The following is a 22962-nucleotide window of genomic DNA, read 5'->3' on the forward strand; positions in this document are numbered from 1 at the left end:
CAAACGACTGGACCGCGACGCGGTTCACCAAATCGTGTGAGGAACTCGGTGTCTGACAACTCGCCCCGCACACTGCACGTGTGCTTCGTCTGTTCCGGCAACATCTGCCGCTCGCCCATGGCGGAGTCGATCTTCACCTCGGCGATCGAGGAGGCCGGCCTGGCCGACCGCGTCCGGGTGAGCAGCGCCGGAACCGGCGGCTGGCACATCGGCGAGCCCGCCGACAACCGCGCGCGGACCGAACTGCTCGCCCACGGCTACTCCGATCAGCACGTCGCCGCCCAGCTGACGCCCGATCACCTGTCGGCCGACCTGCTGGTCGCCGCCGACAGCGGTCACGTCGCCGAGTTGGAACGCAAGCGACTCGGGGATCGGGTCCGGCTCCTGCGCAGTTTCGATCCCGACGCCGACGGCGCTGATGTCCCCGATCCGTTCTATGGCAGTCCGGCGGATTTCACCTTGGTTCGCGAGCAGGTCGAGGCCGCCGTTCCCGGGCTGCTGGCGTGGGTGCACGCGACCCTGGCCGACGACGACTGACCGAGCCGATTCCAGCAGCCAGTAACCTGGAGTCGTGCGTGTGCTCAAGACCTTCCTGCGACCGGGCTGGCTGCTCCTGGCCGTCTTCGTGGTCACATTCGCGGCCGCCTGTTTCACGGTTCTCGCGCCGTGGCAGCTGGGCAAGAACTCCGACACCGAGCACCGCAACGACCTGATCCGTACGGCCGAGTCCACCGCTCCGGTCCCGATCGACGAACTCGCCCCGGCCGGCCGGCCGCTGAATCCGGATTCCGAGTGGCGCGAGGTCGAGGTCACCGGCCGGTACCTGGACGACGAACAGACCCTCATCCGCCTCCGCAGTGCCGACGAGCGTCCCTCCGTGGAGGTCGTGACCCCCTTCCAGGTGGCCGGCGGTGATCGCGTTCTGTTCATCGACCGCGGCTACGTGCGGCCCGGCGACAACAACCGCGTCGACGTCGCGCCCGCACCGACCGGCGAGGTGACCGTCACCGCGCGCCTGCGCAAGACCGAGTCGACGAGCCCGGGCAAAGAACCCCGCGTCGAGAACGGGCAGCGCACCGCATACACCATCGACACCCGCCTCTTGGGGCAGTCCACCGGCCTGACCAGCGAGAATCTCTATCTTCAGCTGTCTCCGAACCAGCCCGGCTCGCTCGGCGAGATCGCTCTGCCGCAACTCGAGTCGGGCCCGTACCTCTCGTACGGACTGCAGTGGCTGGCCTTCGGTGTCATGGCCCCGTTGGGCGCCGCGTACTTCATCTACTCCGAGGTGAAGGCGCGTCGCGCCGCGAAGAAGACCGGCGACGACACCGCCGCTCCGCCGCCCCCGCCGCGCAAAGACCGCGAGCGCATCCGCAGCCAGCTGCGCGAAGCGGGAACTTTCACCGGCAACGACATGACGGCCAAGAAGACCGCCGAGATCGGTGGCGGCGCGGCGCCCGCCGACACCGACGACGAGGTGAAGGCCAAGCTCGCGCAGCGCTACCGCAGCTGACGGAGAATGCGCACGGTCAGCTGAACAATCCGCTCAGCAGGTCGCCGAGCGAGCCGGCTACGGACCCGCTGCTGCCGACTGATCCGCTGCTGCCCATGTCGGGGCCGGACCCGCATCCGGTGACCGTGACGCTGCGCCATTGGCGGTCGCCCAGCCACTCCGGCTGTTCGTTCGGCGTCTGGCCGTTGTTTCCGGGAGGGCCGAGCACGATTCGGTAGTCGACGCGATGGGTGGAGGCACCGGGGTTCGGAAGCGCCGGGTTGAACGTCCCGGTCGGGTTCTTCAGATCCTGCACGTAGGTCGCCGTCACCGGTGCCCGGTCCGAGACCATGGTGCGGTTGTCGACGGTGTTATCGGGTACCTCGTCCGGCCAGGTCGGCGAAGCAGCCTTCGATGACATGCCACCGGTCCGGTAGATCTCGAACGGAATATCCTCGACCATTCGTCCGGCTTCTTCGTCGATACGCCAGTCGATCGTGTATGTCGTCACGTTCGTCTTGTTCACAATGGAGAACTCGGCCTTGCAGCCGCCGAGGTTCTTCGCCGAGAATGTGACGGCCCCTTCGGGCGTACCGGGGGCCGGCACCGCATTCGCCGGTGGAGCCAGCACCGTCAGTGTTCCTGCTGCTGCGCCGAGTACTGCGAGTTTGGCACCGTGCTTCATCGGGTCTCCCTTCGAGGATGGTTCGCGAACGATATCAATTCAGACGAATCACCACCGCGCGCTCGGACGCCGTTCACCTGTTCGTTCACCACCGATGCGAGTCACCGCGCGTCGTTCCTGACCGTCCGCGCCTGCCTGCCAGACGCACCGCCACCGCCACGGCGACGACGGCCGAGAGCCGTTGAATCCGGCGCGACAGCACAACCGCCGCGCGCAGATCGGATGCGAGCGGCGCCCGGCCGTCGCCCAGCCGCGGTCGGTCCTCCACCCCGTGCGGGTACACCGTGCGACCGCCGAGTTCGATGCCGAGGGCCGCCGCGAACGCGGTTTCCACCACCCCGGCGTTCGGGCTGGGGTGTGCTCCGGCGTCTCTGCGCACCGCACGCCACACGGTCACGGGCCGGCCGCTCACCAGCGCCGCGGCCACCGCCGTCATCCGAGCCGGCGCGAGATTCGCGGCGTCGTCGATCCGCGCCGCCGCCCACCCGAAGTTCCGGTACCGGTCCGAGCGGTAGCCGATCATCGCGTCCAGGGTGTTGACCGCCCGATAGCCGAGCAGGCCGGGCGCGCCGGCGACCGCGCCCCACAGCAGCGGTGCGACCGCGGCGTCGGACGTGTTCTCCGCGATGGATTCGACGGCGGCGCGGCAGATCCCGGACTCGTCGAGCAGATCGGGGTCCCGTCCCACCAGTCCCGATACCAGCCGGCGCGCCCGGTCGACGTCACCGGATTCGAGGGCTCCGGCGATATCGTCGCCGATCCGGCACAACGACGTGCCGCCGAGCGCGGTGAAGGTCGCCGCCGCGGTGCCCGCCGGGCCCGTCCGCCGCGCCAGGGCACCGACCGCGACCGCGACTGCGATCCATCCTCCGGCGAAGACCGCGCCGGCCGGTCTGGCGTCGGCGTACGCCCGTCGCTCCAGCCAGGCCACGGCGCTGCCGAACAGCGCCACCGGGTGTCCTCGCCGCGGGTCGCCGAAGACCGCATCCGCGACCGCTCCGATCGCCAGTCCCGCCGCCTCCGCCCGATTCCTGCGCATCCGGTGATCGTATCGGCGACTAGAATCGGTCCCCGATGGCCACCGCACGTTCCGAGCCCGAGCCGGGCTCATTCGAGATCTCCACCGGCGTCGCCGAGCTCGCCTCCGACCGCGAGGGTGGCTGGCTGCTGACCGTCAACGGTGTGCAGAGCAGTCACATCGCGCCCGCTCGTCCGGACCTGCTCGAGTTCGAGTACATGCGGCAGGCGGTCGCCGCCGTCGAGGACCGCTATCCCGACCGGTCCGCGGGACTGCGATTCTTACACCTCGGCGCCGCGGCATGCGCGCTGCCCCGCGCTCTGGCGCACACCTATCCCGCCTCACGCCATGTCGCCGTCGAGATCGACGCCGAACTCGCCCGGCTCGCCCGCGAATGGTTCGACATCCCGCGCGCACCCCGTCTGCGAATCCGGGTGGGCGATGCGCGGGAGGTGGTGACCGGTCTGCGCGAACAGACGCGCGACGTGGTGATCCGCGACGCCTTCGCCGAGAGCCTCACACCCGACCATCTGAAGACGGCTGAGTTCACCCAGGCGGTGCGTCGCGTGCTCGCCCCCGGAGGCCTCTACATCGCCAACTGCGGCGACCGTCGCGACCTCAAGTCCGTCCGGAGCGAGGTCGCCACCGTCGCCGAGGTGTTCGCGAACATCACCCTGATCGCCGACCCGTCGATGTTCAAAGGGCGGCGCAGCGGCAACGTGGTCGTCGTGGCGTCCGACGGCCCGGTCCCCGACTCTCCCGAACTGGAACGGCGGCTGCGCTCCGATCCCGAACCGGCCCGGTTGATGACCGGCGACGCCGCGCGGGCGTTCGGTTCCGGCGCCGTCCTGCGCGACGGCCCCGCCACCCGGCCCGGCACTGTTTGATTCACTGCGGGCACAACGGTCGACGACGGCGTCCTCGCCCGGCATCGTCGAAGACCTGCGGGTGTGGCTGAGTGGCGAGGCAGCGGTCTGCAAAACCGTGAGACGCGGGTTCGAATCCTGCCATCCGCTCCATTCATCCGCGTTCAGCCGCCGTAGTCCTCGAACATGAGACGGCGCTGGTGCCATCGCTGGCTGTAGGTGGCCTCTCGGACCACCTCTTCGTTGTCGAAGTTGGAGCCGAGTGCACCGGCCATGGTCCCCATCGACGCCGCGAACCAGCCGATGACGAGGTAATCGACAACCGAGACGGCGTGGCCCAGTCGGCTCGCCAGATACGCCGGCTCCACGACCGCCGTGGCCAGTACGGTCAGTCCGACGAAGAGAATCACGTGCATGAGTGTCACCGCCGACGAGACGGTCACGACGGTGGAGGCATTGTCCAGCGAGCCGCTCTGCGGTGCCAGGTTCCGACGTCGACGGGTCCAGAGCCCGTTGCGCAGGATCAGCCACGAGCTGAGCGCAGCGATCACGCAGACGCTGACCGCCGCCAGACGTGCGAACGACATCGAGTCGGCGATCGGCCACACGCTCCCGAAGAAGATGCCGAAGGCCCCCGAGGCCATACCGACGGCCGTGCAGCCGCGCAGCGCCCGCCCCATGGCGGCCGGCCGATTGCTGTGCACCATCCCGGTCAGCATTCGCGCATGTCCGAGCGGACCTCGTACACCATCGTCGGGTAGCTGAGATGCGGGTGGCCAGACGTGGCTGTGGCCGCCCGGGCGGTAGTCCACGCCGGTGTCGGTCTCTGCGTCCGCTCGGAGTATCTCGCGAACGAGCGTGCGCACCTTGGTGCGCCGTCGCGTACAGCCGAGAGTCGGGACGAACACGACGACCGCCGGTTCACCCGCGGCGAGCAGATAGCGGAGGGCCGACCGCCCTCGATAGTGAGTCAGGTCCGTGAGATAGACGACGTATCGCCATCGGTGGCGCCGCAAGAGGTCCGGCGTGCGTTCGGCGAGGGGAATCGCGCCGCTCGGAGCGATCGGCAACGACTCCTCGCTGACTTCCACCGACCACTGCCCGCCGAGGTCGTCACCGAGATCTTCAGCGAGGCCGCCGCCGATCGCCTCCGCGAGTTGCCGGGGTGCGCCGGGGTCCGCCAGCAGACCGACCGTCGGCGGCGGCCAGAGCCGGAGATCGTCCGGCTCGGCCGCGTCGGCGCGGGTTCCATGTGCATCTGCTGCGTTCGAGACGTATTCACCCACGCCGACGCGGGTACCCGACTCGATCGTCGCCAAACGCGAGCGGACGTCCCCGATCCGCGGCCCGGTTCCTCGTCATGATTCCGGACCGGCGGTGGGCTAGCGTCACAGACTGTGTGCAACGAAACCGAAGCCACGGCAGCGGCGGCACGAGGTCACTACCTGCGGACACATCTGGCCCGCGCGGAGCGGTGGGGCGAGACGCCCTCGCTCGTCTGGGCACGGACAGGCGCCCGGCACGCCGAGCTCAATCGGGTGCTGTGGTTCACCGCGGACGATGTCCCCGCCTGCCTCGAACTGATGGACGACGTGCCAGCGCTCTGGTCGCTGTGGCCGGGGACCGAGGGTCTCGCCGACGTGGAGGCAGCGATGCGCGAATCAGGCCTCGCTGCGGTGGAGGAAGAGCCGCTCATGACGCTGCCACTCGCGCGGTGGGCGTTGCCGACGGACGACGTGACGACCGACCGCGACGCTTCCGAAGTGACGATCCAAGCCTGCAGGTCGCTCAGGGATCTCGATCGCTGGGCGCGCTTCTGGGCTGCCGAGGATGCCGCTTCCGAGCACCTTCCCGGTATCACTGCGGCGCTGGCACCGTTCACCGGATTCGGCCTGCCCGAAAGCGGTTCGGCCGCACCGATCGTGACGCATTTTCTGGCGCTCCACCGTGGAAGAGTCGTCGGGTGTTCAGCGGCGGTGGTCGCCGGAGTGTCCGCGGCTGTGGAACACGTGATCGTCGCTGCGGAGTGGCGCTCCCGTCGGATCGGAACGCGTCTCACCGAAGCCGCGCTCGACCGCGCCGTGCTCGGCGGCGCGAAGACGTGCGTGCTCACCGCCTCGCCCGAAGGAGAAGGCCTGTACCGACGGCTGGGATTCTCGGAGATCTGCCGCGTGCAGAGCTACGGTCGGCGTCCGGTGGCGTGATGCCGGGGTGCGATGCCGAGCCGTCACCGAGCATCAGGTGGGTGGTGCGCGCAAAGGGATTCGAACCCCTGACCGCTGGTGTGTAAGACCAGAGCTCTACCGCTGAGCTATACGCGCCCGGCCGAGACGTGCTGCGGCCCACACCAAGATATCGGCTCGGCGGCGTCGGACCCAAACCGGGATACGCGCGACCGCTACGGCTAGCGTGAAGCGGAGCCCCCATTCCACGGAAGGATGCCCAGTGACGACCATCGTGCCGCAGGAACCGCTGATCAGCGCCCTCGAGACGCAGTGGAAGGCCATCGACGACCTCGTCTCCCCACTATCCGACGCGCAATGGACCGCCGCGTCGCCCCTGCCCGGGTGGCAGATCCGCGACATCGTCGCACACATCGCGGGCACCGAGTCGATGCTGGCCGGCAGGCAGCCCGCGTCGTCCATCGACACCTCGCAGATCGCCCACGTGAAGAACCCGATCGGCGAACTCAACGAGCGGTGGATCGACCACTACCGATCGCGGTCCCGCGACGAGCTGATGACCGACCTCCGCACGGTGACCGCTGAGCGCAGCAAGGCGCTGCGCGGCATGACCGAAGGCCAGTGGGACGCCGAGACGGCCACGCCCGCCGGTCCGGACACCTACGGGCGATTCATGCGGGTCCGCGACTTCGACTGCTGGGTGCACGAGATCGACATCCGCGACGCGCTCGGCCTCGGCGTCCCCGAGAACGTGGAGCCGGCGCACTGGGCGCTCCGCGAGATCGAGAGCTCGATGCCGTACGTCGTCGGCAAGAAGGCTCGCGCCGAGGTCGGCAGCACTGTCCGTTTCGACATCACCGGCCTGTATCCGTTCACCTTCTTCGTCGTCACCGAGGACCGCGCCGCGGTGGTGCCGGCCGTCGACGGAGAGCCCGACGTCACGCTCCGCCTCGACGGGCTCGACCTCGCCCGTTCGGTCGGCGGACGGCCCAGCGCCGGCGACGCGGAGGTGGAGGTCACCGGCGATACGGAACTCGGCGCGGCGATCATCCGCAGCCTGCATTACCTCATCTGAGCTCTCCCGGTCCCCCGCCCGCCGACGCCGGGACCACGTTCGACTCGACCGGGAACTGTGACTCAACCGACACGCTCGGGCGTTGCGGCGAGTGTCGCACGTCCGGTGCAATGTAATTGTTGTGACTACTGAGACTCCTGTTACCGACGACCGCCGCCGCACGCGCTTCCGCCGCGGGCGGCGACTCACTGCTGCTGTCATCGCGGCGGCCGCCGTAACGACGATCGTCGCGCCCGCGGCGTCGGCCAAGACCGACGTCGCCGGAACGCTCGACGCCGTCTCCCGGATCATCACTCAGAATCTGAGCACGCAGCGCGGAGTCTCCGACACACCGTTCGACGTTCCGTCGTACCTCTGGGTGCTGACTCATCCGCTCGGATCCGGCACTCAGAACCTGCCGCGCCCGAATCAGAAGACGATGTGCAACACCGTGATTCAGATCGGCGATTCGACGTCGGTGGGTCTGGACAACTCGCTTCGCGTGCCCAGCCCCACCGACCGCATGACCCCCCAGTACCGGCGCGTGGGCGCGAAGAAGGTCTATCTCGACGCGGCCAACGGCCGTGCGGTCGTCGAACCGGCCGGCGGCCGCCCCAGCGGACTCGAAGCGATCGACGATCAACGCCGCCGCGGCCACGACGGCTGCTGGGTCATCGCACTCGGAGCCAACGACGCGGCACGCATCGCGGAGGGCAGTCATATCAGCGCCGACCGCCGCATCGACCTGGTGATGCACCGTCTGGCCGGCCGACCGGTTCTCTGGCCCACGGTGCGCACGGGCGACGGAGCCCTACCCCAGTACGCCGACGCACACATGCGCGCATTCAACGCGGCGCTCCGCCGTGCTGCGCACCGCTACCCGAACCTGCGGGTCTACGACTTCGCCGCGCATACGGACCGGTCCTGGTACGTCGACGGGGTGCACTACACCCCGGACGCGATGATTCAGCGCAACCGCCTGCTCGCGACCGCGCTGGCCACCTCGTTCCCCCGGCGCTGAGCCCGGCGCCTCGGTCACACCGTCACGCGGCCCGACCGGTGGAACGGCGCTACCGCGCGACAGCCGCCAACGCCGCGTCCCAGGTCTCGTCGCCGCGCTGTTCGCCCGGGCCGACCATCGCCGAGTACGCCACGACACCGTCGCGCCCGACAACGAACGTCCCGCGATTGGCGAAGCCGCGCTCGGCGTCGAAGACGCCGTAAGCCTCCGCCACCGCACCGTGCGGCCAGAAGTCCGAGAGGATCGGGAACAGGAAGCCCTGCGCCGACGACCACACCTTGTGAGTCGGGGGCGGGCCCACCGACACCGTGACCACGGTGACGTCGTCGTTGTCGAAACGCGGCAGATTGTCGCGCAGAAAGCCGAGTTCGCCTTCGCACGTGCCGGTGAAGGCCAGCGGGAAGAAGACGATCAGCACATTGCGGTCGCGCAGCGCGGAGAGCTTGACGACCTGATTGTTCTGGTCCCGCAACTCGAAATCCGGGGCGAGAGTCCCCGTCGCGAGGGGTGCGGCCACCGACTGAGCGGCCATCAGCGCTTACCCGCGCGCGCCTTCGGCGTGACCAGACGGGCGCCGGACCAGTCTCCGAGATTGACGACGGAGGTCTGCGTGAGTCCGGCGGTCGGCGCGGCCTCCGCGATCTCGCTGGGATCGACGTAACCGTCGCGGCCGGTCTTCGGCGACAGCACCCAGATGAACCCGCCTTCGGCGAGCGGACCGATCGCGTCCATCAGCGCATCGACGAGGTCTCCGTCGTCGTCGCGCCACCACAGCACCACGGCGTCCATGACGTCGTCCGCATCGTCGTCGAGCATCTCGGCATCGATCGCGTCCTCGATCTCGATTCGGAGATCATCGTCGGTGTCCTCGTCCCACCCGATCTCCTGCACCACCATGCCGTTGGTGAAACCGAGCTTGACAGCCCTGCCTTCTGGGGCGGTTACCACCGCGTACGACCTCCATTCGATGTAGCGGGCCGTGCATTCCGCACGTGCCGAGCCACGCCACGACGGCGCAACTTATGTGACAGCGTAAAGGCAAACTACCCCCGAGCACAGTGTCTAACCGCCCGAAGTACGGGATTGGGGCTTCTCTGCAACGGATTCGGGACGGTTCACGCCGATCCCGCGGGGAGATACCCCGCGCACGTGTCGAGTAGTGCGGTACGGTCCGCGTCCCATCTGTCGGAGGCGCCGTTGAGCGCTTGGCGCCGCTTCGCCTGAATCTGCTCGGCCAGGCGTTCGGCACTGGCGACGAACGCCTCCACCTGCGCGTCGACCTTCTCCGGCACCTCGGGCGAGACGGCCTTGCGGACTTCCTCGGCGCCCGTGTCGAGAGTGTCGACCGCCCAGCGGTCCTCGGATCCGACCTTCTCGTAATCCTGGACCTCGTTGAGGCGTTTGACGAAGGCGTTGTAATCGCGTGCCATCACACCGGCCGAAGTGATCACCTGCTGGCACAATCGGACGACGGCGACCTTCTCCGCTTCGGAGGATCCCGCGCGGGCGACGGTCCTGGTGACCGTGCCGACCGAGACCGTCGGACTCGGCGACTCGTCGTCCGATGAGCACGCCGGGACGGCGGCGACAGCGGTCAGCGCCGTCGCCGCGACCACGATCGACCGAGCCGTCCGGCCCACGAGGTCCCCCTTTCGGGAGAGAAGCAGCGGATACGCCGACGCTACCGCACCCGAGCGGCATGTGACTGGACACATCTTGCGCCAGGGCCGGTGATTTGCGGCACGATATAGGCAAGGCCGCACCATCGTTCCGCGGCACGTATCCGGCCGCCCCACCCCGGCGGCCCCGACATGCAGTTCGCGGCGGCAATCGCTTCGGTGGACTGCGAGATAGGTGGCAGACAGTGACTGATCAGATCGCCGGCACCGACAAGGCCGGCGCGCCGGCGTCGAGCGGGAGCCGCGTTCAGGTCATTCGGGACGGCGTCGCGTCCTACCTGGTCGACAACGACCCCACGGAGACCGACGAGTGGCTCGAGTCCTTCGACGCCATGCTCGCCGACGCGGGCCCCGAGCGCGCGCGGTACCTCATGCTGCGCATTCTGGAACGCGCGGAGGACAAGCGTGTGGGCATCCCCGCGTTGACGAACACCGACTACGTCAACACGATCCCGACCGAACTGGAACCCGAGTTCCCCGGGGACGAGGATCTGGAGCGCCGCTACCGCGCCTTCATCCGGTGGAACGCCGCGATCATGGTCCACCGAGCGCAGCGGCCCGGCATCGGCGTGGGCGGCCACATCTCGACGTACGCGTCGTCCGCCTCGCTCTACGAAGTCGGCTTCAACTACTTCTTCCGCGGCCAGGATCATCCCGGCGGCGGCGACCAGGTCTTCATCCAGGGCCACGCCTCACCCGGCATCTACGCGCGCGCCTTCCTGGAAGGACGCATCGACCAGGCGCGGCTCGACGGCTTCCGTCAGGAGCAGAGCCACGCCGGCGAAGGCGGCGGGCTGCCGTCGTACCCGCATCCCCGGTTGATGCCGGAGTTCTGGCAGTTCCCCACCGTCTCGATGGGCCTGGGCCCGATGAACGCGATCTACCAGGCCCGGTTCAACAAATACCTGCACGCGAACGGCATCAAGGACACCTCCGACCAGCACGTCTGGGCATTCCTCGGCGACGGTGAGATGGACGAGCCCGAGTCGCGCGGTCTGGCGCAGGTCGCCGCCATCGACGGGCTCGACAACCTGACCTTCGTCATCAACTGCAATCTGCAGCGGCTCGACGGCCCGGTCCGCGGCAACGGAAAGATCATCCAGGAACTGGAGTCGTTCTTCCGCGGCGCGGGCTGGAACGTCATCAAGGTGGTGTGGGGCCGCGAGTGGGACGATCTGCTGCACGCCGACAAGGAGGGTGCGCTGGTCAACCTGATGAACCGCACCACCGACGGCGACTACCAGACCTACCGGGCCAACGACGGCGCGTTCATCCGCGACCACTTCTTCGGCCGTGATCCGCGCACCAAGGAACTCGTCAACGATCTCTCGGACGAGGACATCTGGAACCTCAAGCGCGGCGGTCACGACTACCGCAAGATCTACGCCGCATACGCCGCCGCCATGGCCCACAAGGGACAGCCCACGGTGATCCTGGCGAAGACGATCAAGGGCTACACGCTCGGCAAGCACTTCGAGGGCCGCAACGCGACCCACCAGATGAAGAAGATGACGCTCGACGATCTGAAGGCCTTCCGCGACACCGCGCATGTGCCGATCACCGATGCGCAGCTCGAGGCCGACCCGTACCTGCCGCCGTACTACCACCCGGGTATGGACTCTCCGGAGATCCAGTACATGCTGGAACGGCGCAAGCAGCTCGGCGGATTCGTCCCGAGCCGCAAGGTGGCGGCCAAGCCGCTGCAGGCCGATCCGGCACCCGCCCTCAAGGCCGTGGCATCCGGCTCGGGCAACCAGCAGGTGGCGACCACCATGGCGCTGGTCCGCATCTTCAAGGAGCTCCTGCGCGACAAGGAGGTCGGCAAGCGCATCGTTCCGATCATCCCGGACGAGGCCCGGACCTTCGGCATGGACTCCTGGTTCCCCACCTTGAAGATCTACAACCCGCACGGCCAGAACTACACGTCCGTCGACGCCGAACTGATGCTCGCCTACAAGGAGGCGGAGAACGGCCGGATCCTGCACGAGGGCATCAATGAGGCCGGTTCCACAGCCAGCTTCACCGCGGTCGGCACGTCGTACGCCACGCACGGCGAGCCGATGATCCCGCTGTACATCTTCTATTCGATGTTCGGCTTCCAGCGGACCGGCGACGGTCTCTGGGCCGCGGCCGACCAGATGGCCCGGGGATTCGTCATCGGAGCCACCGCGGGCCGGACCACGCTGACCGGTGAGGGTCTGCAGCACGCCGACGGACACTCTCCGCTGCTCGCCGCGACCAACCCGGGCGCCATCTCCTACGACCCGGCGTTCGCGTACGAGCTCTCGCACATCGTCGTCGACGGTCTCGAGCGCATGTACGGTCCGGATGCGGAGAACGTCTTCTACTACGTGACCGTCTACAACGAGCCCATCACCCAGCCGGCCGAGCCGGAGGATCTGGACGTCGCGGGGCTGCTCAAGGGCATCTACCGGTACCGGAGGGCACCGCAGCCCGCGGCGCACTTCGCGAACATCCTCGTCTCGGGCGTCACGATGGGCGATGCCCTGCGCGCCCAGGACCTGCTGGCGCAGGAGTGGGACGTGGCCGCCGACGTGTACTCGGTGACCTCGTGGTCGGAGCTCGCCCGCGACGGCATCGCCGCCGATCGGGCCGAACTGCGCAACCCGGGGTCGTCGACGCGGCCGTACCTCACCGAGGTGCTGCAGTACGCCAAGGGCCCGTTCGTCGGCGTCTCGGACTACATGCGCGGCGTCCAGGAACAGATCCGCGCGTACGTTCCGGGGACGTATCTCACCCTCGGCGCCGACGGCTTCGGATTCTCCGACACCCGCCCCGCCGCACGCCGCTACTTCAATATCGACGCCGAATCCATCGTCGTCGGAGTGCTGGTGGCGCTGGCCCGCGACGGCAAGATCGACCGCACCGTCGCGGCCGACGCCGCCCGGAAGTACCAGATCGACGACGTCTCGGCTGCTCCCGAGCAGACCAGCGACCCCGGCGTCGCCTGACCGGTCCGACCACCCGAACGCCGGCGACCTCGCGTCGCCGGCGTTCGGTCGTCTCGGCGCGGGGGACGTTCGACGGACAGCGCCCGCGACCATCGGCCCAGTCCGGCCGGCCGATACGACCCGGCCACAGCGGGTCGCGAGCGGTCTACATTGAATCCGTGCCTGATGCCGAACCCGACCCCCGTCTGAAGACGACGCGCGCCACCGACGTCTTCGGCGCGCGCGGCGCCCACGTGCCCGCGCCGGCCACCGTGCACGACGCGCTGCCCGACACCCTGTTGCGCCGCGTGAAGCAGTACAGCGGCCGACTGGCCACCGAAGCGATCCACTCGATGTCCGAGCAACTACCCTATTTCAGCGACCTCGACGCGGCGCAGCGGGCCAGCGTGCAGTTGGTGGTCCAGACGGCGGTCGTCAACTTCGTGGAGTGGATCCAGGACCCGGAGGGGAACGTCAAGTTCACCGTCCAGGCATTCCAAGTGGTCCCCCAGGACCTGGCCCGGCGCATCTCACTGCTGCAGACGGTCGAGATGGTGCGCGTGGCGATGGAGTTCTTCGAGAAGTGGCTTCCGCTCCTGGCCCGGAACGACGCCCAGCTTCGCGCACTCACCGAATCGGTGCTGCGGTACGGCCGGGAGATCGGATTCGCCGCCGCCGCGATCTACGCCTCGGCCGCCGAGTCGCGCGGCGCGTGGGACTCGCGCATGGAGGCACTCGTGGTCGACGCCGTGGTGCGCGGTGACGAGGGCCCGCAGTTGCTCTCGCGCGCGGCGGCACTGAACTGGTCCACCGACGCCGCGGCGACGGTGATCGTCGGATCTCCGCCCCCGGAACAGAACGTGTCGGTCGCGTTGACGCTCCACAACACCGCCAAACAGTACGACCGCGCCGCACTCTCGGTGGTGCAGGGCAGCACCCTCGTCGCGATCGTCGAGGGGCCGCTGCGGCCGTCCGACCGCTTTCTCACCGACCTCCTCGAGCACTTCGCCGAGGGTCCCGTGGTGATCGGCCCGACCACGCCCAACCTGGGATCGGCCCACGCGAGCGCTGTCGAGGCCATGGCCGGACTCCGGGCGGTGGTCGGATGGCCCAACGCGCCGCGACCGGCTTACAGCTGGGATCTGCTTCCCGAGCGGGCGCTCAACGGCGACCGCTCAGCGATCGAGACGATGGACGAGACGATCGTGGAACCCCTGAGCGGTTCGGAGACCCTCGTCAACACCGTCGAGGCCTACCTCGACAGCGGCGGCCAGGTGGAAACTTGTGCCAGGGAACTGTATATCCATCCAAATACTGTGCGGTATCGCCTAAAGAAGGTGGCCGACATCACCGGACGTGACGCATCTAACCCCCGAGACGCTTTCGTTCTGCGTGTCGCACTGACCATCGGGAGATTGGCACGAAACCATCAAGGAACGCCCCATTCAGCCCCCTGAGTAACACTCGTCACGGCAAAGTAGCCGTATAGACCCTGTTCGGTGTTTGTCAGACTCGATCGCGTAACGGATCTCAACCCGATGACGATGGGAACACCGACAGAGTCACTTTTGTAGGAACCCTACAAATATCGCCGCCAAGGTTCGTACCCAGCAACACCACTACGACACAGCTGAAAGGTGTTCCCTAGTCACGTGCTTTCGTTGCTTGCGCCCGGCCAGGGCTCCCAGACACCCGGCATGCTCACCGAATGGTTGGAGCTGCCCGGGGCTCGTGACCGCGTCTCCGCGTGGTCCGAGGCCATCGGACTCGACCTCGAACGCCTCGGAACCACAGCGACGGCGGAGGAGATCACCGATACCGCGGTCACCCAGCCGCTCGTGGTCGCCGCCGCACTGCTCTCGTTCGACGAGTTCCGCCGCCGCCACGGCGAGTTGCCCGCGGACGTCGTGATCGCCGGACACTCGATCGGCGAGGTCGCCGCCGCCGCCGTCGCGGGCGTCCTGACGGCCGATGAGGCGATGATCCTGGCCGGCGTGCGTGGCGCCGAGATGGCCAAGGCCTGCGCGCTGGAGGAGACCACCATGGCCGCGATCCTCGGCGGCGATGAGACCGAGGTGCTCGCCTTCCTCGACGATCTCGACCTCGTGCCCGCCAACCGCAATGCGAAGGGACAGATCGTCGCCGCGGGTTCGGTCGTCGCCATCGACAAGCTGATCTCGGCGCCGCCCGCCAAGGCGCGCACGCGCAAACTGGCGGTCGCCGGAGCGTTCCACACTCGGTTCATGGCACCGGCGCAGGACGCGTTCGCCGAGGCAGCAGCGCAGATCACGCCCGCCGACCCCACCCGGACCCTGCTCTCGAACGCAGACGGCCGCCCCGTTCCCACCGGCGCCGAAGCCCTGCGCCGACTCGTCACCCAGGTCACCAGCCCCGTACGCTGGGACCTCTGTTCGGACTACCTCCGCGAGGCGGGCACCGACGCGATCGTCGAACTCGCGCCGGGCGGGACGCTCGTGGGCATCGCCAAACGTGAACTGAAGGGCGTGCCCTCGCGGGCCGTCAAGGTCCCCGCCGATCTGGAGGACCTCCCAGGACTTGGATAGCGGTCGGCAGCACCCGACCCCCGGAAGGCCTCACGGCCCGTCCACTCAGCACACGCTGACTCCGGAAAACCACATAGCAGTACAGAAACGAAGAAGGGAGCCACACCGTGGCCGCCACTCAGGAACAGCTCGTCGCAGGCATCGCCGAGATCATCGAGGAAGTCACCGGCATCGAGCCGTCGGAGGTGACGCTGGAGAAGTCGTTCGTCGACGATCTGGACATCGACTCGCTGTCGATGGTGGAGATCGCCGTCCAGGTCGAGGACAAGTACGGCGTGAAGGTTCCGGACGAGGATCTCGCCAGCCTGCGCACCGTCGGCGACACCGTCGCCTACGTCCAGAAGCTCGAGGCCGAGAACCCCGAGACCGCTGCAGCCATCGCCGCCCAGATCGAGGGCGGCCAGGCGTAGCATGACCGAGCTGCGTGACTTTTCCACTCGCGGTGGAGAGTTCCCCAGCGTGGTGGTGACCTCCATGGTCGCCACCACGTCCCTGGGAGCTGATCTCGACACGACCTGGGAAAATCTCGTCGCCGGTAAGACCGGCATTCGGGAGCTGACCGACGATTTCGTCGAGCAGTACAAATTGCCGGTCAGCATCGGTGGTCGTCTCGTCGACGACCCGACCAACGAAGTGACTCGCATCGAGGCGCGACGCATGTCGTACGTCGAGCGGATGTCGCATGTGATGAGCAAGCGCCTGTGGGCGCAGGCCGGCGAGCCGGAGGTCGACCCCGACCGGCTCGGCGTGGTTCTCGGCACCGGCATCGGCGGCGCGGACTCGCTGATCGACGCCGACCGAGCTCTGAAGGACACCGGCAACTACCGCAAGGTGTCGCCGCTGGCCGTCTCGATGGCGATGCCCAACGGGCCCGCGGCCGTCGCAGGTCTCAACATCGGCGCACGCGCCGGCGTCATCACCCCGGTCTCGGCATGCTCGTCGGGTGCGGAGGCGATCGCACACGCATGGCGTCACATCGTCATGGGCGACGCCGACATGATCGTGTGCGGCGGCGTCGAAGGACACATCGACGCGGTGCCGATCGCAGCCTTCAGCATGATGCGCGCGATGAGCACCCGGAACGACGATCCGGCGTCCGCGTCGCGCCCGTTCGACTCCGACCGCGACGGATTCGTCTTCGGCGAGGCCGCGGCCATGCTCGTCCTCGAGCGGGAGGACCACGCCAAGGCGCGCGGTGCTCACATCCACGCTCGGCTGATGGGCACCGGCATCACCTCGGACGGGTTCCACATCGTCGCCCCCGACCCCTCGGGGCAGGGCAACACCCGCGCGATGGCCCGAGCCCTGCAGACCGCCGGTCTGCAGAAATCGGACATCACGCACGTCAACGCGCATGCGACGTCCACCCCCATCGGAGACACCGCAGAATCGCTGGGCATCCAGGCCGCCGTGGGCAACCACGCAGCCATCTACGCGCCCAAGTCAGCCCTGGGCCATTCGATCGGCGCCGTCGGCGCTCTCGAAGCGGTCCTGACCATCAAGTCGGTGGAGGACTCCGTCATTCCCCCGACGCTGAATCTGGACAACCTGGATCCGGAGTGCGGCGACATCGACGTCGTACACGGTGAGGCTCGCCGCGGACAGATCGACTTCGCGCTGAGCAACTCCTTCGGATTCGGTGGGCACAACGTGGCCTTGGCATTCGGCCGATACTGATCCCCAACCCCCGCATAGGAGAACCCGATGACCACACTGGCACCCATCCCCGGCCGTGAGGAGGCGACGGATCCGCGCGATCCGTTGCTGCGGTTGACTAGCTTCTTCGACGACGGAACCGTCGAGCTGCTGCATCCCCGAGACAAATCGGGTGTGCTGGCGGCGATCGGCGACGTCAACGGTGTTCGCACCGTCTCCTATTGCACCGATGGCACCGTGATGGGCGGTGCCATGGGGATCGTCGGCTGCGCTCACATCGTGAACGCGATCGACACCGCGATCGCCGAGCAGGCGCCCGTCGTGGGCATCTGGCACTCGGGCGGCGCTCGACTGGCCGAGGGCGTCGAGGCCCTGCACGCTGTGGGGGGCGTGTTCGAGGCCATGGTGCGCGCATCGGGTTACGTGCCGCAGATCTCCGTGGTGGTCGGGTTCGCCGCGGGCGGTGCCGCGTACGGACCGGCCCTGACCGACGTCGTGATCATGGCTCCGGAGGGCCGGGTCTTCGTGACCGGGCCCGACGTGGTCAAGAGCGTCACCGGCGAGCAGGTCGACATGGAATCGCTCGGCGGACCGCACACCCACGGCAAGCGCTCCGGCGTCAGCCACATCACCGCCGACTCGGAGGCCGACGCGTACTGGCGCGCCCGCCGTCTGGTCGGCACGTTCTCGCAGCAGGGTCACTTCAACCGGGAGAAGGCGGAGGCCGGCGACACCGACCTGCGCGCACTGCTGCCCGAGTCGAATCGGCGCGCCTACGACGTCCACCCGATCGTCGAGGCCCTCCTCGACACCCAGCTCGCGGCGGACGGCGAGTCGGAGGTCACCACCTTCGAGGAGTTCCAGGCCAAGTGGGCCCCGAACATCACCGTCGGCTTCGGCCGCTTGTCGGGCCGCAGCGTGGGCATCGTCGCGAACAACCCGCTCCGGATGGGCGGTTGCCTGAACTCGGAGGCCGCCGAGAAGGCCTCCCGCTTCGTGCGCCTGTGCGATGCCTTCGGTGTGCCGATCATCGTCATCACCGACGTCCCCGGCTACCTCCCGGGCGTCGGCCAGGAGTGGAACGGCGTCGTGCGCCGCGGCGCCAAGCTGCTGCACGCGTTCGCCGAGTGCTCGGTGCCGCGTGTCACGCTCGTGACACGCAAGATCTACGGCGGCGCCTACATCGCCATGAACTCGCGCGCCCTCGGCGCCACCGCGGTCTTCGCCTGGCCGGGCTCCGAGGTCGCCGTCATGGGCGCCAAGGCGGCCGTCGGCATTCTGCACAAGAAGACCCTCGCCGCGGCCCCGGAGGAGGAGCGCGAGGAGCTTCACGAGCGCCTCGCCCAGGAGCACGAGCAGATCGCAGGCGGCGTCGGCCGTGCCCAGTCGATCGGCGTCGTCGACGAGATCATCGATCCGGCCAAGACTCGCAGCATCATCGCCGAGGCCCTCGCTTCGGCGCCTGCCCGACGCGGACGGCACAAGAACATTCCGCTGTGACGCGCACTTGGAGCGCATGAGTTCGACGATGTCCCCGGACGCCTGTACGGCGCCGGGGACATCGTCGTTCCCGGCGGACTGCGCCGGCCCGTCGTCCGTCGTCCGTCGAGGAACACATCCGCACCAAAAAGAACTAGCGCAACACGCACATCACAAGGCATACTTTGTATCAGCAGTGTGATATCCGAGTTCCGGCGTAGGTGCGCTTGGGGAAGACGTTCCTCGTCGAACCGGAGGTGAAAAGGTGCGCAATCTGAATCAGTTTGCGGACATGACGAGCGGCGTGGTCTACATCCACGCCTCTCCCGTCGCGCTGTGCCCGCACGTGGAGTGGGCGCTGTCGTCGACTCTGAATGCGCGGGCCGACCTGAAGTGGTCCGAACAGGACGCCGAGCCCGGCCGCATGCGTGCGACCGTCGACTGGACGGGGCCGGTCGGTACCGGCGCACGGCTGACCAATGCGCTGCGCGAATGGTCCGGCCTGGTCTTCGAGGTGACCGAGAACCCCAGCGAGGGTGTCGACGGCGAACGCTTCTGCTATCTGCCGGGGCTGGGTCTGTGGCGTGGGTCCACCGGAGCCAACGGTGACGTGATCGTCGGAGAGATGCAGTTGCGCGCGCTGATGGACGCACAGCCCGACAGTGCCGGCCTGGCCGGAGAGCTCGATGCCATCCTCGGCACCGCGTGGGACGAGGGCCTGGAGAACTACCGCATGGGCGGTGTCGGCGCAGAGGTCACGTGGCTGCGCCAGCGGGTGGGCTGAACAGCCGCCGCACCCCGGTTCTTCGACAGACGACGGCCGCTCGGAGCGTTCTGCTCCGAGCGGCCGTCGTCTGTCGCGAGCTCTGTCCTAGGTACTCAGCGGGTAACGCAGCCGAGCCGTCACGGTGCCGTTCCAGATGTCGGAGACGATCTCGGACGCGCGAACCGGAATCACCCGGCCGCCCGTCTGCAGCACCCACACCGCGATGCGTGACAGCAGGTCGTAGCCGTCGTCGGCGTACGTGACGTCGCCCGTCTCGTTGTCCAGGCGCCCGAGGACGTCGACGGTGAAGTCGTACACCAGGGTGTCGACGTTGCCCGCGACCGCCGCCCGTGCCACATCCACGAGGTCGGTCGCGACGAGGCCCTTGGCCACGCCGTCGGCGATCTTCTCAACCGTCGCGTTGGCGCGGCGGGAGTTGATGTCCGCGAGTTCCTGGCGGATCCTGGCATCGATCTGCACCGCCGTCAGTTCGTCGGGGCTTCCGGGCACCGCGACGAGTTCGCGGAAGCCGCGGTCGAGGTTCCGGTACATGTCCAGCAGCGGATCGGCGGCGAACACGAACAGCGGGCGCTCGGCGGACGGGTCATCGGCGTCGATCGCCTTCACCACCACCTCGTGCACGCGTTTGGCGTACGTCTCGAGGAGCAGCTTGGTGCCCTCGTCGCCGTGCAGCCGACGGGCATGGATCCGTCCGCGCACCGTCGCGCGATTGGTGGCCTCCGCGACATCGCCGATGCCGTCTGCCTCCACCTCCATCTCCGACGCCAGCTCCGTTCCGGACGCCTGCCACAGGTTCCACCCGTCGGCCGACAGCGTCAGCGCGTAGGCGTCCTGCGGGGCCGCCGCCGCGCGCACCAGCTGTCCGACGTCGAAGTAGCTGCCGACCTGAAGCTGGTTCTCCAACTGGTTCGGGAGGACGAACATCTCCGCCTCTTCCGGAGTGATGAACACCGCCAGCGAGTGCGACAGCTTGCGCCACCCCTCGTCGGCGAGAATCGCCGTGGTCCTCTCGCGCAGGGCCGACTCCAGCGCGTGGTTCCCGCCGCCGTTGCGGAGCGACCGGATGGCGCGGTCCATCGCGCTCTTGACCGTGGTTCGGGCGAGATCGTACTGCGCGGCACTGGCCTGCGCATAGACGGTCACCGCGTGATCGCGCGGCGACCCGAGTTCGAGCAGCTCCGTCGTGGTCGGGAGTTCATAACGTGCCACGAAACGCCTCCTTCGGGTTCTCGGGTGCGAACGCGGCGACGACGCGCCCCCGCACCCGACTGACTCCACCCGGATGTGAGGCGAGACCGCGTCCTGGTTCCGAGGCTACCCGCCGGAGCCGTCGAGTTCGTCGAGTATTTCCTGGTTGAACTCACTCCAGAGGGGCTTGGCCCACGGCCCGAAAGGCCGGTCGGTGAGGACCACCGCGGCGGCCCGCCGGTCGGGGTCCACCCACAGGAAGGTCCCGGCCTGGCCGAAGTGCCCGTGAGTCCGCGGGGAATGAGCGGGAGCCGTCCAGTGCGGGCTCTTGGTTCCCCGGATCTCGAAGCCGAGGCCCCAATCGTTCGGCCGGTGCTTACCGTAGCCGGGGACGAATCCGTCGAGCCCGGGAAACTGCACCGACGCCGATTCCGCTGAGAGACCAATGGAGATCAGCCGGGGTGCGAGCCGCTCGGCGGCGAACCGGGAGAGGTCCGCGACGGTCGACCGCGCACCGTGCCCGGCCGGACCGTACAGTTCCGTCGCCGTCAGTCCGAGCGGATCGCAGACGGCCTCGCGCAGATAGTCGGCGAAGGCGATGCCGGTCTCCGCTTCCACCGCTTCGGCGAGCACCTCGAATCCCGCGCTCGAGTAGATCCGCTGTTCGGCCACGCCGGCGACCACCTGCCGGCTGTCGAAGGCCAGGCCCGATGCATGCGCCAGCAGGTGCGCGACGGTGGCTCCGGGCGGGCCGGCGGGAGTCCGCAGATCGATCGCGCCCTCTTCCACCGCGACGAGCACGGCCTGCGCGACGAGGAGCTTGGTGACCGACGCGAGCTCGTACACGCGGGCGAGGTCGCCGAACGTTCCGGCGGTTCCCTCCGCGGTGAGCACGGCCGCGGAGACGTTGTCGACAGGCCAGTCCGAAAGCGTCTCGAGTGATCTCACGCCTACCGACCCTACTCACCGGCACGATCGCGCGTTCGGTGTCCCGGCGTGGCGGGATCCCGCTCCGCCCTGATGATGTTGACCGACCGCGCGTAGACCGACTCCACTGTCAGCACCACCGCGCACAGGATCGCGATCGTGCCCGGTACGAAGACCAGCAGATCGTCGATCCTGTCCCATGCGGCCGGACTCCACAGCGCGACCCACGTCAGCATCAACGCCACCACCGTCGAGAGTTCGCCGAGAAAGCTCACCACCACGAACAGCAACGCGGCCCGCCGATGACGCCGCACCGACGTACGCGAGAAGTGGAAGTTGGCCGCGAACGCCAACAGCAGGACCGCGAACAATGACAGCAGTAGCCCGAGATCGTCACTCGTCAGCTCACGCACGGCACTCCCCGTCTCCGATCGGTGCGGTCAGCGGACCGGCGTCGGCGTGCCTGCGGGAGCGGGCGTCTCGACATCGGTGTTGACCGAGGGCTTGCCGTCGGAGCCCGTCGTGAACTGGTCGTCGTCGAGCGTGGAGGTGACGTCGTCGACGTCGCCGAGCACGGCGTCGACCCGCTCCACCGGGATCCCGCAGTTGTTGATCGCCTCGGAGACCCACTTCTTCGTCAGCCGGTCCTTGCCGTCAGCGTGCGCCTGGTCCACCGTGCCGTCGAGTATCGTCGCCGACCGCCGGAGATCGGGTACGTCGGCGCAGACGTGGAAGACCGAACCGCCCTTGGTGTAGTACACGCGGTTCTTGCCCGTCAGCTGCTCGACCACATTGGTCTCGACGCCGTACTGCTCCACCGAGGGCGGATCCCAGTCGGCGCCGGCCAATCCGACCAGAGCCGCGACGACGATCGCCACTGCGCCCGCGATCCCCTTCTGCTTCCCGTCCATGTCCTTGTTCAGGAAGATCAGGACGATCAGCGGGAGGAAGGCGATCACCGTGACGATCACGCCGAGCTGGTTCTGAACGAAGAATCGGACCCGGTCCTTCTCGGACGCCGGATCGTAGCGATTGGCCTTCTTCCACAGCAGCGATCCGGCCAGCGCGAACGCGCCGATGACGACGATCATCACGATCAGCAGCCACATCCGGAGCGGATCCTGACGCAGCACCCAGAAGATGGTGACGAGTTCACCCGCGATCGCAACTGTCCACAGCACTGCGGCGACGATGCGCAGAGTCAGAGCCGTCGACTTCGCCTCCGGCGAGGCCGCCCAGGCTCCGCCCTCGACGGTCTCGCGCTCGGCGATCTCCGCTCCCCGCTCGGCACGTGAACGCGAGCTCCTCTTCTCGGTCATCTCTCCCCTTCGCCGCCGGCAGTCGGACCTCCGGCCGCTGCCCGGGCCCACTGCATATGAAGATCCGCCGGCCCGATGAGCCGGCGGATCTTC

At 68.3% G+C, this 22962-nt stretch carries 23 protein-coding genes and 2 tRNA genes; 14 read left to right on the forward strand and 11 right to left on the reverse strand.

Features of this window, described 5'->3' with window-relative positions:
• The first annotated feature begins 48 nt into the window (after positions 1–48).
• Complete coding sequence (locus tag ACZ5QD_RS07680; RefSeq protein ID WP_006895231.1) at positions 49–537, forward strand: low molecular weight protein-tyrosine-phosphatase; 489 nt, start codon at positions 49–51, stop codon at positions 535–537.
• Positions 538–571: 34 nt separating this feature from the next.
• Positions 572–1513 (forward strand): SURF1 family cytochrome oxidase biogenesis protein, encoded by a 942-nt coding sequence (locus ACZ5QD_RS07685; RefSeq protein WP_045538695.1) that lies wholly within the window; start codon positions 572–574, stop codon positions 1511–1513.
• A gap of 16 nt (positions 1514–1529) precedes the next feature.
• Here the strand turns inward: ACZ5QD_RS07685 and ACZ5QD_RS07690 are convergent, their stop codons facing one another.
• Entirely contained in the window at positions 1530–2177 is a 648-nt protein-coding gene (locus tag ACZ5QD_RS07690; RefSeq protein ID WP_045538697.1) for a hypothetical protein, read from the reverse strand.
• Positions 2178–2262: 85 nt separating this feature from the next.
• Positions 2263–3216, reverse strand: coding sequence for a cobalamin biosynthesis protein (locus ACZ5QD_RS07695; protein ID WP_062366639.1), 954 nt, complete (start codon positions 3214–3216; stop codon positions 2263–2265).
• A gap of 35 nt (positions 3217–3251) precedes the next feature.
• Here ACZ5QD_RS07695 and ACZ5QD_RS07700 point away from each other — a divergent pair, with 35 nt between their 5' ends.
• Together ACZ5QD_RS07700 and ACZ5QD_RS07705 are read left to right on the forward strand one after the other, a co-directional pair.
• The gene (locus tag ACZ5QD_RS07700; protein WP_045537690.1) at positions 3252–4082 is read left to right on the forward strand and encodes a spermidine synthase; all 831 of its coding nucleotides are present in this window, start codon (positions 3252–3254) and stop codon (positions 4080–4082) included.
• A 57-nt stretch (positions 4083–4139) separates the two neighbouring features.
• Positions 4140–4214: transfer RNA gene (locus ACZ5QD_RS07705), tRNA-Cys, on the forward strand.
• Between the two features lie 11 nt (positions 4215–4225).
• Here the strand turns inward: ACZ5QD_RS07705 and ACZ5QD_RS07710 are convergent.
• Positions 4226–5347, reverse strand: a complete 1122-nt coding sequence (locus ACZ5QD_RS07710) for a hypothetical protein (RefSeq protein WP_156479411.1) — start codon at positions 5345–5347, stop codon at positions 4226–4228.
• Between the two features lie 111 nt (positions 5348–5458).
• On the opposite strand from ACZ5QD_RS07710, the gene ACZ5QD_RS07715 reads away from it, so the two are divergent.
• A complete protein-coding gene (locus tag ACZ5QD_RS07715) occupies positions 5459–6265 on the forward strand; it encodes a GNAT family N-acetyltransferase (RefSeq protein WP_412475191.1) in 807 nt (268 codons plus the stop codon).
• Between the two features lie 42 nt (positions 6266–6307).
• On the opposite strand, the gene ACZ5QD_RS07720 is transcribed toward ACZ5QD_RS07715, so the two are convergent.
• A tRNA-Val gene (locus ACZ5QD_RS07720) sits at positions 6308–6382 on the reverse strand.
• Positions 6383–6506: 124 nt separating this feature from the next.
• Between ACZ5QD_RS07720 and ACZ5QD_RS07725 the strand changes: the two genes are divergently transcribed.
• Positions 6507–7319: a maleylpyruvate isomerase family mycothiol-dependent enzyme gene (locus ACZ5QD_RS07725; protein ID WP_062366632.1), complete on the forward strand. Its 813-nt coding sequence runs from the start codon at positions 6507–6509 to the stop codon at positions 7317–7319.
• A gap of 121 nt (positions 7320–7440) precedes the next feature.
• The gene (locus ACZ5QD_RS07730; RefSeq protein ID WP_006895219.1) at positions 7441–8319 is read left to right on the forward strand and encodes an SGNH/GDSL hydrolase family protein; all 879 of its coding nucleotides are present in this window, start codon (positions 7441–7443) and stop codon (positions 8317–8319) included.
• Positions 8320–8368: 49 nt separating this feature from the next.
• Here ACZ5QD_RS07730 and ACZ5QD_RS07735 read toward each other — a convergent pair whose 3' ends face one another.
• From ACZ5QD_RS07735 to ACZ5QD_RS07745, 3 genes are all read right to left on the reverse strand, one after another.
• Positions 8369–8851: a redoxin domain-containing protein gene (locus ACZ5QD_RS07735; protein WP_062366629.1), complete on the reverse strand. Its 483-nt coding sequence runs from the start codon at positions 8849–8851 to the stop codon at positions 8369–8371.
• A complete protein-coding gene (locus ACZ5QD_RS07740) occupies positions 8851–9267 on the reverse strand; it encodes a DUF3052 domain-containing protein (RefSeq protein WP_006895215.1) in 417 nt (138 codons plus the stop codon). The genes ACZ5QD_RS07735 and ACZ5QD_RS07740 overlap by 1 nt, the downstream gene beginning before the upstream one ends.
• A 167-nt stretch (positions 9268–9434) precedes the next feature.
• Complete coding sequence (locus tag ACZ5QD_RS07745; protein ID WP_006895214.1) at positions 9435–9959, reverse strand: hypothetical protein; 525 nt, start codon at positions 9957–9959, stop codon at positions 9435–9437.
• A 224-nt stretch (positions 9960–10183) separates the two neighbouring features.
• Here ACZ5QD_RS07745 and aceE point away from each other — a divergent pair, with 224 nt between their 5' ends.
• From aceE to ACZ5QD_RS07780, 7 genes are all read left to right on the forward strand, one after another.
• The gene (gene aceE, locus ACZ5QD_RS07750) at positions 10184–12970 is read left to right on the forward strand and encodes a pyruvate dehydrogenase (acetyl-transferring), homodimeric type (RefSeq protein WP_278124189.1); all 2787 of its coding nucleotides are present in this window, start codon (positions 10184–10186) and stop codon (positions 12968–12970) included.
• A 158-nt stretch (positions 12971–13128) separates the two neighbouring features.
• Positions 13129–14406 carry a PucR family transcriptional regulator gene (locus tag ACZ5QD_RS07755; RefSeq protein WP_006895210.1) on the forward strand — a complete coding sequence of 426 codons (1278 nt, stop codon included), beginning with the start codon at positions 13129–13131 and terminating at the stop codon, positions 14404–14406.
• Positions 14407–14601: 195 nt separating this feature from the next.
• Positions 14602–15513: an ACP S-malonyltransferase gene (locus ACZ5QD_RS07760; RefSeq protein ID WP_412475193.1), complete on the forward strand. Its 912-nt coding sequence runs from the start codon at positions 14602–14604 to the stop codon at positions 15511–15513.
• A gap of 107 nt (positions 15514–15620) precedes the next feature.
• Positions 15621–15923 carry a meromycolate extension acyl carrier protein AcpM gene (acpM, locus tag ACZ5QD_RS07765; protein WP_006895207.1) on the forward strand — a complete coding sequence of 101 codons (303 nt, stop codon included), beginning with the start codon at positions 15621–15623 and terminating at the stop codon, positions 15921–15923.
• 1 nt (position 15924) lies between these two features.
• Positions 15925–17190, forward strand: coding sequence for a KasA/KasB family beta-ketoacyl-ACP synthase (locus ACZ5QD_RS07770; RefSeq protein ID WP_062366627.1), 1266 nt, complete (start codon positions 15925–15927; stop codon positions 17188–17190).
• 27 nt (positions 17191–17217) lie between these two features.
• Positions 17218–18669 (forward strand): acyl-CoA carboxylase subunit beta, encoded by a 1452-nt coding sequence (locus ACZ5QD_RS07775; protein WP_006895204.1) that lies wholly within the window; start codon positions 17218–17220, stop codon positions 18667–18669.
• 244 nt (positions 18670–18913) lie between these two features.
• The gene (locus ACZ5QD_RS07780; protein WP_045537680.1) at positions 18914–19432 is read left to right on the forward strand and encodes a DUF3145 domain-containing protein; all 519 of its coding nucleotides are present in this window, start codon (positions 18914–18916) and stop codon (positions 19430–19432) included.
• 87 nt (positions 19433–19519) lie between these two features.
• On the opposite strand, the gene ACZ5QD_RS07785 is transcribed toward ACZ5QD_RS07780, so the two are convergent.
• From ACZ5QD_RS07785 to ACZ5QD_RS07800, 4 genes are all read right to left on the reverse strand, one after another.
• Positions 19520–20644 carry a baeRF11 domain-containing protein gene (locus tag ACZ5QD_RS07785; protein WP_006895200.1) on the reverse strand — a complete coding sequence of 375 codons (1125 nt, stop codon included), beginning with the start codon at positions 20642–20644 and terminating at the stop codon, positions 19520–19522.
• 105 nt (positions 20645–20749) lie between these two features.
• On the reverse strand, positions 20750–21571 hold the full coding sequence (locus ACZ5QD_RS07790) for a serine hydrolase domain-containing protein (protein WP_464367197.1): 822 nt from the start codon (positions 21569–21571) through the stop codon (positions 20750–20752).
• A gap of 11 nt (positions 21572–21582) precedes the next feature.
• On the reverse strand, positions 21583–21963 hold the full coding sequence (locus tag ACZ5QD_RS07795) for a hypothetical protein (RefSeq protein ID WP_045537674.1): 381 nt from the start codon (positions 21961–21963) through the stop codon (positions 21583–21585).
• Positions 21964–21990: 27 nt separating this feature from the next.
• Complete coding sequence (locus tag ACZ5QD_RS07800) at positions 21991–22869, reverse strand: hypothetical protein (protein ID WP_045537672.1); 879 nt, start codon at positions 22867–22869, stop codon at positions 21991–21993.
• Positions 22870–22962: the final 93 nt, after the last annotated feature.

It is taken from the genome of Gordonia sp. J1A (genome assembly GCF_055393515.1).

What these genes read in the sequence shown, in the direction of transcription:
- ACZ5QD_RS07690 (WP_045538697.1), bottom strand. Translation starts at nt 2,177, where the DNA reads ATGAAGCACGGTGCCAAACTCGCAGTACTCGGCGCAGCAGCAGGAACA.
- ACZ5QD_RS07695 (WP_062366639.1), bottom strand. Translation starts at nt 3,216, where the DNA reads ATGCGCAGGAATCGGGCGGAGGCGGCGGGACTGGCGATCGGAGCGGTC.
- ACZ5QD_RS07700 (WP_045537690.1), top strand. Translation starts at nt 3,252, where the DNA reads ATGGCCACCGCACGTTCCGAGCCCGAGCCGGGCTCATTCGAGATCTCC.
- ACZ5QD_RS07735 (WP_062366629.1), bottom strand. Translation starts at nt 8,851, where the DNA reads ATGGCCGCTCAGTCGGTGGCCGCACCCCTCGCGACGGGGACTCTCGCC.
- ACZ5QD_RS07770 (WP_062366627.1), top strand. Translation starts at nt 15,925, where the DNA reads ATGACCGAGCTGCGTGACTTTTCCACTCGCGGTGGAGAGTTCCCCAGC.
- ACZ5QD_RS07775 (WP_006895204.1), top strand. Translation starts at nt 17,218, where the DNA reads ATGACCACACTGGCACCCATCCCCGGCCGTGAGGAGGCGACGGATCCG.
- ACZ5QD_RS07800 (WP_045537672.1), bottom strand. Translation starts at nt 22,869, where the DNA reads ATGACCGAGAAGAGGAGCTCGCGTTCACGTGCCGAGCGGGGAGCGGAG.